Raw genomic sequence first — 12,801 nt, 5'->3', positions numbered from 1 at the left:
GCCTGACGATCCCTGACGAGAAGGACTACCCATGAATCGCAAGAACGCGATGTATCTGGCGTTGTTTTCCGCTATTTCCGGCACCGCAGCGGCCGCTCCACCGACCGAGATGGATGCAGCGCCGGTCACCACCGCGCCGCAGGCGGCCAAGCTTGGTGCGGCAACGTTGCAATCGGCGAGTTTACGCGGCGGCGTTCTGCCCACGCGCGTGGTGCAACTTGCCGCACCCACCAGTGCCGAGATCGGCCGTGTGCGCGAGCGTCGCATTGCGCAGGTCAAGCAGGGGCAGCCGTTGCAGATCGGTTTTTCGCGTGCAGTCGCACAGCCGACGGTGAACCTGTCCAGGCTCGATTGGCAGATGGCTCCCGATGGCTCGCGCGTGGCCAGCCTCAAAGTCAGCTCCGCACAGGCGGCATCGTTGCGTGCATCGCTGATCCTGCGTGGCGCCGGTGCAACGCCTGGCGACCCGTCCAAGGCGACGCTGCGCTTTGCCGGCAACGATGGTCGCGTGTTCGAGCAATCCGGCGCCAGCTTTGCTGCCAGCGGCAACGACATCGGGTGGTCGCCGACGGTGAGTGGCGAGGACCTGCTGGTCGAACTGTCGCTGCCGGCCGGGCTGTATCCGTAGAACTTCAGCCTCAGCATCCCGCAGCTGTCGCATCTGGATATCAGCCCCACTGCCAGCCCGCGCGACATGATGACCATTGCCATCGGCGAAAGCGATTCCTGTCAGAACGATATCGTCTGCCGTGCCAACCCCACGACCGGCTTTACCAGCGCCGCAAAGGCAGTGGCGCGCATGGTGTTCACCACCAGCCAGGGCTCGTTCCTGTGCACCGGCACCCTGCTCAACAATACCAATTCGCCCAAACGCAACCTGTTCTGGACTGCGGCGCATTGCATCAGCACGCAGACCGTGGCCAACACGCTGCAGACATACTGGTTCTACGATGCGGCCAGCTGCAATGGCAGTACGGTCAGCTCGCAGGCAACCACACTGACGGGCGGCGCATTCCTGCGGCATGCCAACACCACGCGCGACACCGCATTGCTGGAGCTGAAGACCGCACCGCCAAGCGGCGCATTCTACGCAGCGTGGAATAGCGCGGCGATCGGTTCTACCGGTACTTCGATTGTCGGCATCCATCACCCATCGGGCGACGTCAAGAAGTATTCGCTGGGTACGGTGAATGCGCTGAGCAGCTCCATCGATGGCAAGAGCCCGCTCTATCGTGTGGTCTGGAACGACGGTGTCACCGAAGGCGGCTCGTCCGGCTCGGGCCTGTTCACCATCGCCAGCGGTGGCGCCTACCAGCTGCGTGGCGGCCTGTATGGCGGCTATTCGTTCTGCAGCGCGCAGACCGATCCGGATTACTACTCGCGCTTCTCGGACGTGTATTCCACCATTTCTACCTACTTCGGCCAGTAAGCGGCCAAGCCGCGTGGCAGGCGATGTTGCGCCTGCCACGCTTGATCGCGCTTGGTCCGGCAATCCGTTTGCCGGGCGAGGCGTCTATGGTTCAGCGATGGGTGCATGCGCTGCCCCTTACGCTGCAATGTCCGCACGCCTTCGAATGACACCACCATCTTCTTGCCACGTACTCATGGCAATGGCGTGATGCGCTCGCGCGAGGCATCGCTCCACAGCTGCTTATTTTGCAGCCTCGCCCAACAAGCGCGTCGGTGCGTTGCCGCCACGGTGCGTGTACAAGACTCACTTCGGCAAATCGGGCAATGCGAGATTGGCTTCGGCTGCACCAACGCTGCGCTACCGGCGGCGAGCGACGCAATGATGCAGACTGATTGGGTCTTTTCCTTCACAACGGCCGCCCATGGTTCGCATACATACCCCACTGTGGGTTATCACCCTTGCTGCCTTGGCGCTGCAAATCCCTGCCCTGGCGGCCGGCAAGCCGGCCGATCGCGAGGACATCAAGGCTTACGCACTGCAGCGATGCCTGGATGACAACTACACGCATAGCGGCAAGTACGCACCCGATCAGCTGCGCGACCGCTCGTATCTGCTGACTACCTACGCGATGGACAACGCCAAGGCCGGCGCAACCGACCGCCTGCAGCGTTTTGTCGATGCCAACACGGCGGGTTTGGACAAGCGCGAAGTCCCGATGAAGGACGAAGCGCGCCGTGGCCCCTTCAATCGCATCTTCGCCCAATGCATGGCGTTCTATCGTTCGCAGGCCTTGGATCAATTCATTGCGCGCGAATTCTGAGATTGGCAGCAGGAGCTGCGAAAAAACAGCGCATGGGCCGCTGTTTCGGACCGCTGCCAGCGACGCCTGCCGTATTGTGTATACAACACGCACAATAGCATCGACACTCAACCCACGCACATCGACACGAGCCGCAATGACCGCATCTCATCCCTCCCGTTCCCGTCGCACGCTGCTACGCACTGCATTAGCTGCGAGTGCGCTGACTGCGGTGGGGCAGCTCGGCGCTGCTGCACGTCCCCCAGCACGACAAACATCTTCCCAGCCCGGCCCCGCGCCGACTGCACCCTTTCCGACCAAGGGCAGCGTGCTGGTGCTGCTGGGCACCAAGGGTGGCCCGACACCCTCGCCATTGCGGGCGGCGGCCGCCAATGCCTTGGTCATCGACGGGCAACCGTATCTCGTCGATTGCGGCAACGGCGTGGCGCAGCAACTAGCCAAGGCTGGCATTGGGCTGCCCATGCTGCGCGATATCTTTCTGACCCACCACCACTCCGACCACAACGCCGATCTGCTCAACGTGGTGTGGCTGGCCTGGGCCAGTGGCCTGCAGACGCCGGTGCATCTGTATGGACCACCCGGCATCGCCAGGATGGTGGATGCCTTCGTCGCGATGAATGCCATCGACATCCAGACACGCATCCGTGAGGAAGGCCGTCCGCCGTTCGAAGCGCTCATTCATGTGCATGAGTTCGACCAGCCCGGCACCGTCCTGACGAACGATCAGGTTACCGTCACTGCCACCTTGGTGGACCATTACACCCTCAAGCCGGCCTTTGCCTACCGGTTCGAGGCGCCCGACCGCAGCGTGGTGTTCTCCGGCGATACGCGCTACCTGCCCGCGCTGGCCGAGTTCGCCAAGAACACCGACGTGCTGGTCCACGAAGTGATGTATCTGCCGGCGCTGCAAACGATGCTGAAAACCAACGACAACGCGCCGACATTGCTTGACCATCTGCTCAAGAGCCACTCCACCAGCGAAGAGGTCGGCATGATTGCGGCTGCGGCCAACGCGAAGATGCTCGTGCTCAATCACTTCGTCCCCGGGGGCGATGCGTCCATCACCGATGCGATGTGGAGCCAAGGCGCGCGCAAGCATTACGCCGGGCCGATCGTGGTGGGCAAGGATCTGATGCGGCTGTAGCACGGGCGCGCACTGCGCCCGCCCGCAGCGATTCAATGCGGCGCCAGAGCGTGTTATGTCCGTTGAGGTGGGTGCGAAGCGTCCTGTGCCGCGTCGCGACAAGGCGTGCGCTGCGGCCCAGGCGGGCCGCCTGGGCAAGCGCGTAACGCGGTATCGGCGCGCCACAGGGCGCTTCCCGGAGGGTTGCATCTCTTCTCAAAAGTGCATGACACGCTAGGCAGGCACAGGGTTGCGCATTCCCCACACCTGTTCGCCGGCCTTGCAGTAGCGTTCGATGAAGTCCTGCTGCGAGGGCATCTGCTGCACGGCGTGCTGGATCGGTTGGGCGATACCGTCGAGCAGGCGGCGCAGGTCGTGGTCGGAAAATGCGCGCGTCAGCGGGTGATGCTGCTCGGGCGCAATGCCCTGCCCCATCAGCACGTGGGTCCAGGAATCGACGCGGAACAGTTCATCGGCACCCTGCCAGGCGTGCGCGCGTTCGCGCCAGGCACGCAGGCGCAGCGCGAGCGATTCGGGCAGTTCCATCTGCCGGCATTGCTGCCATAACGGTTCGTCGCGCTGGGTGGCGTGGTAGTGCAAGGTGACGAAGTCGCGCACGTGCTCCATTTCAGCGCGGCTGACGTCGTTGAACAGCTGCACCTGCGAGGGCGCAATACCTTCGGCCGGAAACAGCGCCAGCAGCCGCACCACCGCAGAGATGGTGAGATGGATGCTGGTCGATTCCAGCGGCTCGATAAAACCGCTGGCCAGGCCGAGCGAGACCACATTCTTGTTCCAGGCCTTGAGCCGGCGGCCGGTGCGGAACGGCACCATCCAGGGCTCCCTGACGGCAGGCGCAGCCACATCGCGCAGCAGCTTGGCGTGCGCTTGGTCATCGGACAGGTGCTTGCTCGAAAACACCAGGCCGTTGCCGACCCGATGCTGCAACGGAATATGCCAGCGCCAGCCGGCTTCGTGCGCGATGGCGCGGGTGTAGGGAACCGGTGGGCCGAGGGCTTCGGTCTGCATCGCCACCGCACGGTCGCACGGCAGCCAATGGCTCCAGTCTTCGTAGCCGGTGTGCAGCGTCTGCTCGATCAGCAGACCACGGAAGCCGCTGCAATCGATGAACAAATCGCCTTCGATCGTTTGCCCGTCTTCCAGCACCAGGCTGGCGACATCGCCGCTGTGCGGCTGCACGGTCACCTGCTGAATCCTGCCTTCGACACGCTTGACGCCGCAGGCCTCGCTGCGCGCGCGCAGGAACTTGGCATATAGCGCCGCATCCAGGTGATAGGCGTAATTGACTGCCGGCTCGCCGTGCAGCGCAAAGCGATCCACCCGCGAGGCCACCGTCTCCAGGCAGTAATCGCCGAAGCTACCCGGCATGCCGCGGCGCTGGCTTTCCAGCCACAGATGGTGAAACGCGCACACCAGGGTGCTCTGGCCGGTGATGCCGAACGGATGGATGTAGCGCTCGCCGTGGCGGCGCCAATGCTCGAACGAGATCGATAGCTTGAAGGTACCCGCCACCGCACGCAGGAATTCCTGCTCGTCGATCTGCAGGAACCGGTGGAAGGTGCGAATGGGCGGCACCGTGGATTCGCCCACACCGACGGTGCCGATCTGCTCGGACTCGATCAGGGTGATGTCCAGCAAATTGCGGAATTGATGCGAAAGCGCACAGGCAGCGATCCAGCCGGCCGTTCCACCACCGGCGATCACCACCTTGCGAATCTGAGCCTGAGTCACTGCGCACTCCTGCGGAATGGGTTGGGGGCGATGCCGCACATCAGCGGTTCAACTTGCCGATCAGCATGGCGCGCAGCTGCCGCGACAGCACGGGGTCGATCGGGCCGAGCGCATGGCGCGCCGGTTCGGGCAGATGCTCGCCGGCCTGCTCGGCAGGGCCGAACACGTAGTAATCGAACAACGCGCGCCATGCCTGCTTCTCCGCTGTGGGGCGGTCGCGAATCGCCCACAGCGCGTGATACAGCGCCGGCATCGCGGCAGGCAGGTGCGCTGGCGCACGGCTCCACCAGTAGTTGATCAGCACGTTGAACGGATGCAGCGATTGGACGTGGTGCCACCACATGCTGGGAATGAACAACGCATCGCCCGGCTCCAGCACCACGCTGCGCGCATGCGGCAAGGCATCGGCAAAACGCGGAAAGCGTTGCAGGTCCGGATGGGCGACATCGACCATGCTCACCACCTGTCCGCCCGGCGTGGGATCGAGCGGACCCGGATACAGATTGGCGACCTGCTCCGGCGGAAACAGCGTAAAGCGCCGTTGCCCGACCGCACAGCACGCCAGGTTATCCAGCGCATCGTAGTGGCACGAGGCGATCACGCGGTTACCGATCCAGATGCTGGGCTGCACTTGACCACCGTTGGCCGCGACATCCAGATCGTTGTGCGCGCGCAACCCTGGCAAATTGGCGTCCACCGGCAACGAGGCCAGGTAATAGGTGGGCGGCTGCGGGTCGTCACGATGTGCCGCAATGGCATCCAGCAAGGTGCTCACGCTGCCGCGCTGCACATGAAAGTTGAGCGCGCTGCAATCGTCGCGATAGAACGGGCGGCTGCCGATCTCCGGGCCGCCATAGGAATACTGCAGGGGGCGACCCGTGTCGTGTGCGCGCAACAGCGCCATGGCCTCATCGGCGCTGCGCAGCCCGGCCTGCACCAGCGACCAGTTGCGCGCAACGCCGCGCAGCACCACCGGCTCGGCGGCGTCGCAAAGTGCGGGCAGCGGCAATCCATCAGGGCCGCAATCGCTGCGCTCGGCAATGGCGATGGCGGCGCCTGCGGCGACAGACGGATCGGTTGCACGTGCGGCCATACGCTCAGGCGTACGCGGCAACGGGGGCGCTGTGCGACTGCTGCAGACGGCGCTGCTTCTCGGCCATCAGCCGGCGCACATTGTGCAGCGATGCCAGCATCAGGAAGGCGCCTTCCAGATAGCCGGCCTGATGCAACTGCTGCAGCGCTTGCGCATCCAGGGCGGCAAGCCGCTCGCGGTCGATGGCGAACAAGCCCTGCAACTGCGTCGCATGGCTGGCATCCAGCGCAACGTCCAGCCGCACCGGCTGGATCAGGCCGAGCGCCTCGAAGGCGGCCGCCATCGCTTGCCCCGCGTCCAGCCCATCGCGGATGCCGCGCAACACGCCGATGATGTGTTCCAGATACGGGCTGTGGCCGCCTTGCGGCAAGAACACCGCCTCGCCCTCGCTGCGGCTGATGCGCGGATGTTCCAGGTCGACATGGATCACCGGCTCCTGCACCAAGGCCCCGTCGACGTGTTGCTCCTGGAAACCGATCAGGAACGGTCCCTTGGCAACGATGCCCGGCAGGTAGCTGGCATTCCAGCGCCCGTCCTGCAGAAACAGGTTTTCATCCTGTGCGAAGCCCAGCAGCGCCACCGGCTGGTAACCACTCCCGGCCGGATCCTTGCGGAAGAATAGCGGGTACTCGCGTTGCAGCTCGGCATATTCGGTCACGAAGGCCGGCACCACGCCCACCGCATCGCCGAATTCCGCACCAAAGCGCAGGATCACGCGCAGGTCGTGATGCGCCACGTTGTTGAGCACTGCGTATCGCGTCATCTAAAGCTCCAGCAGCCGTCCGTCGCGGAGGACTGCAGTCATGGAGGAATTCGGTCGCACGCATTCCCCGCGCGCATATCGATGCTGAGCATTGCCAAAAAAGCGTGCGCCGGCAAGCCGCAGGGCAGCAACATGCTGCGTTACTGCGAAGCCGGCAAGTGACGCATGCGTGCGCACTGCAAGGCCGACGGCCTATACCCCGACGGCGCGGGCGCTGCGGCAATACCCGGCTGCAGACCGCACGCGAGCAACGGCGCAATAGCCGGTTGCGGCCGCCATCACACGATAGCGACCGCAATATTACGGCTAGAACAACGCGTGATGGTTCAGAACGCGTACCGCACGCCCAGGGTGTAACGCGGCTGCTGGTCGATCAGGCGGATGATCTGTTTCTCCGAGCGGCCGTGCCAACGGACGTCCTCACCGGTCAGGTTGATCGCCTCGAAGCCCACCGACAGCTGCTTGTTGAATGCGTAGCTGACGCTGAGGTCGAACTGCTGATACGGCTCGACGTAGTACGGGTTACGGTTGGCATTGTCCTGGTTGGCAGCGATCAGGTATTCGTCACGCCAGTTCCAGGCCAGGCGTGCGCTCCAGCCATACTTTTCGTACATCAGCATGACGTTGGCGGTATCGCTCAGACCGAGCAACGCAAACTGATCGCGATCGATGACCGTGTTATCGAAGGCCACATCCCCTTCCACGATGGTGTAGTTGGCGTAGATGCCGAACCCGGTGCTGCCGAAGAAGTACTGGCCGCCGAGTTCCCAGCCATGGATGTTGGCCTTGTTCTGGTTGATCGGCCGCGACACATCGAACTGATACAGCGGGTCGGAGGCATTGCCGGCGATATCGTAGGCATTCTCCAGCGCAAGGCTCTGCGCCGAACTGCCGTTGTAGGCGCTCAGCCCGCCGGTGGCAGCAGCATTGCGCAGCAGCGCCATGGCCGCAAACAGCGAGGTGTCGTTGGCCGAACACGCACCCGCGACATCGTTGCCGGCCGCGCCCACCTGAGCGGCGCAGGCCCCGCTTTGCAGGAACGCCAGTGCGGCCTGGGCATCCGGCCCCGAGGTGGGGTCGGTCAGTCCGTACAGCGATTCACGCGTGACGGTGTTGCCGATGAAATTGCTCACGCGCTTGTTCCAGAACGTGGCTGAGACGTAGCTGGCGTCGGCGAAATACCACTCCAGTGCCAGATCGAGGTTGTCCGATTCCAACGGATCGAGCGTGGGCGTCTGCGAGTCGCCACCGGCGCGGTTGGACGGGTTGATCAGGATCGAGCCGTTGGGAGTGTTGGGCGTGGGCCCGGCGATGAGATTGTTGTACGGCGCGCGCGCGATGGTCTGGCCGAACGAGGCACGGCCTTTCAGCGAATCGGTGAAATCGATGCTGAAGTCCATGTTGGGGAGGATGTAGTTGTAGCTGGTCTTCTCGCTGAAAGGCTGCTGGTCGGTGGAGCGGATCAACTGGAAGTCGTTGTTGGACAGCCACAGCAGCGCGGTGGGCGTGGCCACCTGCGAGGTGGACTCCACGTCGGTACGCTCGTAGCGCAAACCCAGCCGCGTATTGGTGGTCATCCCCGCGATGGCACCGGCAATTTCCAACTGCACGTAGGCCGCGCGGGTCTTTTCTTCCACCCGGTTGTCTGCGGTGTATTGCGGGTTGTACCGCGTGGTTGCGCCGTATTGGCTTCCGCCCCACAGCGCAAGCTGATCGGCATCGCCACGCCATGCACTGGACGCCGCGCCGCTGGGATTGAAATCCTTGAACATGCCGGTGATGCTCACCGGCTGCAGCAACGCGACCATGCCCGGCTCGTTGCCCGCATTGGCCACGCCCCAATCGCCCAGCGGCGAGTTGGTCTCGCTGACTCGGCGTTGCATGGTGGTGTTGGTCGAACTCACGCCAAACTGGAAGCGCCCGTCGTCGAAGTCGAACTTTCCGTCCAGGCGTCCTTCCTTGGTTTCGGTCACCTGCTTTTGGTAGAAAATGCGCAACACCTGCGAGCCGAGCTCGGCGGGCGTAAAGGCGGGATTGACCACGCCATTGGTGTTTGCCAGCGAATCGGCCGCAGTGGGGTACCAGGTGCGTGCGCCGATCGGCAAGGAATTGTTGAACCACAGTTCCTGCCCCCATTGGCCGCCGCAGTACGGCCCATTGGTGCAGTTGTTGGTGCCGGCGAAACTGAAATAGGTCGCGCTGCCGCCCGTGGTCGGGTCGTTGGGCAAGCTTTGCGTCTTGGAATTGTGCGCATCGAAGCTCAACTGGAAGCGGTCGCTCACCTGCCAATCGGCATTGAAGCCCAGCGAGCCGAGCGTGTATTTCTGCTCGTTGCGCTGTTGTTCCATGCCGAAGTCCTTCGCCCCGTTGGGCACATCGCGCAGATAGACCGGCGTAGCCACGGCCTGGCCGGTATCGAAGGTCAGATCGGTAAAGCTGTTGGCACGTTGCAGCCAGATACCCTGCTCACCGCGCTCTTCGCGAATCTCGTTGGCCGAATACGTGTAATCCAGGGTCAGGGTCAGGCTGTCGGTCGGTGCGAACTGCATCACCGCCTGGCCATTCATACGCTCGCGCTGGAAATCGGCGAATGCATAGCGCAGATCGTTGGGCATGCCGTACAACTGGCCGATCGCCGGGGCATTGGTCACCACCGCGTCCGGGCGCAGCGCCGGGTCGGTACCGGTCCAACGCTGGATGTTCCAGGTATTTTCTGTGGCTTGGACCGAACCGCCATGGCGCTTCTGGTAGCTGGCGCTCAGGCCGATACCGAAGGTCTTGTCCGGGTTGGTATAGCTGAAGATGCCCGACACCTCCGGGGTGAGCGAATCGCCGAAGGGCTCGGAGCGGTCCGACACCATCTTGGCACCGGCATTGGCCACCACGCCGTCGTGATTGAACGGCTTGTCGGTCTGGATGTTGATCGTGGCACCGATGCCGCCACTGGGCGCGGTCGCGCGGCTGGTCTTGAACACCTCGATGCCGGTGATGGCTTCGGAGGCGAGCTGGGCGAAGTTGAACGCGCGCGTGCCGACATCCACGCCGCCGATCGGCGTCTGGCCGGGCGCGCCGAAGGCATCGGCACCGGGGATCAGACGGCCGTTGAGGGTGACGGTGTTGAACTGCGGGCCGAAGCCGCGTGCGGTGACCTGCGCGCCCTCGCCATCGCGGCGTTCGATGGAAATACCGGTGATGCGTTGCAGCGATTCGGCCAGGTTGGTGTCCGGGAACTTGCCGATGTCTTCGGCGCTGATCGCATCCACCACGCCGGCGGCATCGCGCTTGATGCCCATCGATTGGTTGAGGCTGTTGCGGATACCGGTCACGTTGACCGCATCCAGGGTGGTGGCCGAATCGCTGCTGGATTGCGGCACCGGCGCAGGCGGCGGAGCGACATCCTGCGCAAAGGCGGGATTGATGACCAACAGGCCACCAACGAAGGTGAACATGGCCTTCGACTTGAAGCTGTTCAACGTACGACGCATCGATGTGTCCTCGGGAGTGGAGTCCAACCGCCAACGGCCGATATCGCGCCATGCGATACGGCGGAATCGCGGCCACTGCCCGACAGGCCGTGGCCAACGCTGCTGCAACTGCTGAAGCCACCAATCCAACGCCATGCATGTGCCGTGCGGGCGCAGCCGGCGCTTGGATCGACATGCTCTGCCAGCATCTCCGTCCTTTCACCGCGCCACACGCACCACGCAACAACCGCTCGACGTTGTTCAGTTGCCCTCGATCTGTCCCCTAGCACGCAGGCTGCCGATCGCCCCTTCGACCGTCGACCTGCGGTGTGCCTGCGCGTCCCCGCCGCAGCGACGGCGCTGCTCCGCCATTGCTGCGTTTGTTGCAGGTCCTTTGCACGACGTGCCAGCCAGTGATAGCGCTAACATGCCGCGCAGCCTAGTCAGGGCAGAGAGGGCTTGTCACCGTGCGTTGCAGCATAGTGATGGCTATGCACTGTTACAGCCGATACCGCAGTCGCTTGAGCCCGCATGCGGTTTTCAATGCTGGCGGGGCTGTAAGCGTTATCACGGCATTACGCAAAAACCGTCGGATCGAACGGTGAAATTTGCATAATGAACGTGTCGCGCTGAGGTCGAATGCGGCGATTGCGCAAATCTGGATCATGACCAGTGCCGCGCGTCTGGATTGCGCATGTCGAAGTCGGCGCTGCACCGGACGCGGCAACGCACTGCATGCGCCTGCCGATTGCACATCGCCTGTGTGTCAGTGCAGCGACGAGCATTGCGCGAAGAAGAAGGTGCACGCTTCGCGAGTGTCGGCAGGGATTCGTTTAAAACAAGCCAAAAGTTAGCTAAGAGCAGCCGGAAAACTACTGCACAGCTGCCAGGCGGACGCGGCCGGTGCTCGGATCCTCATGTACCACTCGTACGCTGCGGTTCTGGGCGCGCCGTCCGCGTCCGCCTGACGGCCGCTCGCTCCGTTTTGTTAGCCACTTTAAATACTGTAAGTTAAAAGATGTTTGCACGAATCCTGCCGAGCCTCAATTATCTCAGGGACACCTCGTGGGCTCCTGGAGCGCTTAGCTTCCGTACCCGGAGTCGGCGAAAAGCAGCGCATCCCGCAGGTACTTGAGCCTCTCTTGTTGGATGGAGGTGTTGTACGCCCTGCGCTTGCCTCCCGCCTCGATCTCCCGGAAGTTCTGGGCGAAGCTCTCCTCCAATGGTTCCCGGATATGCGCGGGAAGATCGTCGAAAACGTCCTTCGACGTCGTATGCCGGAAGAAGCTCGCATCGAGCACGTCGGAGCCGCGCGCGATCGTGACGTCCACGTCGTTGATGGTATCGCTCGTCCCGACGATCTTCCCTCTAAAATTCTTCTTGTGGAGATCCACAATCAAGTCATGGTTATCCGCCATCGCCTTTGCATTCGCCAGGGCGAAGGTCTTGCAGTTGATGACATCCTTCTGCGTGCCCGTGTTGAGAATGGTCAGCGTCGCGTTCTTCACACCCTTCAACGCGGCGGTCATGACGGACAGCGTGTCGGTGCATCCCCATACGCTGTCGACCGCCAAGACGGACACCTTGCCACGACCTCCCGTCACGTCCACCGCGATGCCATGGCTTGGCGCTCCCTTTCCATGGATCCGCTCCACGTTAACGACGGCGCGCCACCGCTGACCCCGCCTGGTATTGACAATAGCTTGCCGCAAGGCATTCGGCTCGGATGCCGACGCATCGAAGACCTTCACCTCGAGATTGGGGTGGATGTGATTCTGGGCCGCCACCACCTGTTGCTGGAACTTCTGATCGAGTTCGGCCGCCGGATATTGTTTTCCTTGACGCTCGGCGTGCTCCAGCGCGTCAATGAAGTTCTGCAATTGAGCCGCGAGCGTAGGTTCGGACGGCGAATAAGGAAAGGGCACTTGCCCTGCGATGATGCCGCTGCCGGAGGGACCGGCGGATGTCCCCGAGCGGGCCCGCCTCGCTCGGGGAGAGCCGAGTGCCGCCAAGTCATGCAGGCTGGGTGACATGGACGCCTCGGCAGATGAAGGCCTAGAAGGGGTGGTCTGCTCTGTGGCGTTGTTTGGATAATGCTCAGGCGAAGTTGCTATAGGTGAGCCTGCCACCGAGCCTGCCACGCTCTTTGAATTGCATAGTCCCATGGTGATCTCCTGCAGTAACTGTAGGATGCAAGTTTGGTGACTAGTTCTCCGATTCGCTTGGCCTCACCGAAGTCCTGGCTGGGACGACGAAGGCATTGCCGCAGAAGTTGAGTGATACGCCCAGGATTTCCTAGACATCTCAAGGCCATGGAAAATGGCTGATTCGGAGGTGTCCATGAGCAGTAAGCGGTATACGGATGAGTTCAAGAT

At 63.0% G+C, this 12,801-nt stretch carries 7 protein-coding genes, 1 other RNA gene and 1 pseudogene; 4 read left to right on the top strand and 5 right to left on the bottom strand.

All coding sequences use genetic code 11. The features are described from left to right. The first annotated feature begins 31 nt into the window (after positions 1–31). From EO156_RS14665 to EO156_RS14655, 3 genes and pseudogenes are all read left to right on the top strand, one after another. Positions 32–1,429, top strand: a pseudogene (locus EO156_RS14665) (trypsin-like peptidase domain-containing protein). 403 nt (positions 1,430–1,832) lie between these two features. Continuing rightward, positions 1,833–2,231 (top strand): hypothetical protein, encoded by a 399-nt coding sequence (locus EO156_RS14660; RefSeq protein ID WP_016850091.1) that lies wholly within the window; start codon positions 1,833–1,835, stop codon positions 2,229–2,231. Positions 2,232–2,367: 136 nt separating this feature from the next. After that, entirely contained in the window at positions 2,368–3,375 is a 1,008-nt protein-coding gene (locus tag EO156_RS14655; RefSeq protein WP_016850092.1) for an MBL fold metallo-hydrolase, read from the top strand. A gap of 213 nt (positions 3,376–3,588) precedes the next feature. On the opposite strand, the gene EO156_RS14650 is transcribed toward EO156_RS14655, so the two are convergent. The 4 genes from EO156_RS14650 to EO156_RS14635 form a co-directional block, all read right to left on the bottom strand. Beyond that, positions 3,589–5,106, bottom strand: coding sequence for a tryptophan halogenase family protein (locus EO156_RS14650; RefSeq protein ID WP_016850093.1), 1,518 nt, complete (start codon positions 5,104–5,106; stop codon positions 3,589–3,591). 40 nt (positions 5,107–5,146) lie between these two features. After that, positions 5,147–6,199, bottom strand: coding sequence for a cupin-like domain-containing protein (locus EO156_RS14645; RefSeq protein ID WP_003489550.1), 1,053 nt, complete (start codon positions 6,197–6,199; stop codon positions 5,147–5,149). 4 nt (positions 6,200–6,203) lie between these two features. Further along, positions 6,204–6,962, bottom strand: a complete 759-nt coding sequence (locus EO156_RS14640; protein WP_016850094.1) for a SapC family protein — start codon at positions 6,960–6,962, stop codon at positions 6,204–6,206. 326 nt (positions 6,963–7,288) lie between these two features. Then, complete coding sequence (locus EO156_RS14635) at positions 7,289–10,447, bottom strand: TonB-dependent receptor (RefSeq protein WP_026007022.1); 3,159 nt, start codon at positions 10,445–10,447, stop codon at positions 7,289–7,291. Positions 10,448–11,343: 896 nt separating this feature from the next. Here EO156_RS14635 and EO156_RS14625 point away from each other — a divergent pair. Then, positions 11,344–11,420: non-coding RNA, sX9 sRNA (locus tag EO156_RS14625), on the top strand. Between the two features lie 88 nt (positions 11,421–11,508). On the opposite strand, the gene EO156_RS14620 is transcribed toward EO156_RS14625, so the two are convergent. Further along, positions 11,509–12,591, bottom strand: a complete 1,083-nt coding sequence (locus EO156_RS14620; protein WP_230577961.1) for a YopJ family acetyltransferase — start codon at positions 12,589–12,591, stop codon at positions 11,509–11,511. Between the last annotated feature and the right edge of the window lie 210 nt (positions 12,592–12,801).

The organism is Xanthomonas sp. DAR33341 (assembly GCF_003992815.1).
GTDB classification, from domain to species: domain Bacteria; phylum Pseudomonadota; class Gammaproteobacteria; order Xanthomonadales; family Xanthomonadaceae; genus Xanthomonas; species Xanthomonas cissicola.
The sequence above is the reverse complement of the archived record's forward strand: the minus strand, read 5'-3'. Positions and strand labels throughout refer to the sequence as shown.

Coding starts and splice junctions, on each gene's coding strand:
- EO156_RS14660 (WP_016850091.1), top strand. CDS start 1,833: ATGGTTCGCATACATACCCCACTGTGGGTTATCACCCTTGCTGCCTTG.
- EO156_RS14655 (WP_016850092.1), top strand. CDS start 2,368: ATGACCGCATCTCATCCCTCCCGTTCCCGTCGCACGCTGCTACGCACT.
- EO156_RS14645 (WP_003489550.1), bottom strand. CDS start 6,199: ATGGCCGCACGTGCAACCGATCCGTCTGTCGCCGCAGGCGCCGCCATC.
- EO156_RS14640 (WP_016850094.1), bottom strand. CDS start 6,962: ATGACGCGATACGCAGTGCTCAACAACGTGGCGCATCACGACCTGCGC.
- EO156_RS14635 (WP_026007022.1), bottom strand. CDS start 10,447: ATGCGTCGTACGTTGAACAGCTTCAAGTCGAAGGCCATGTTCACCTTC.
- EO156_RS14620 (WP_230577961.1), bottom strand. CDS start 12,591: ATGGGACTATGCAATTCAAAGAGCGTGGCAGGCTCGGTGGCAGGCTCA.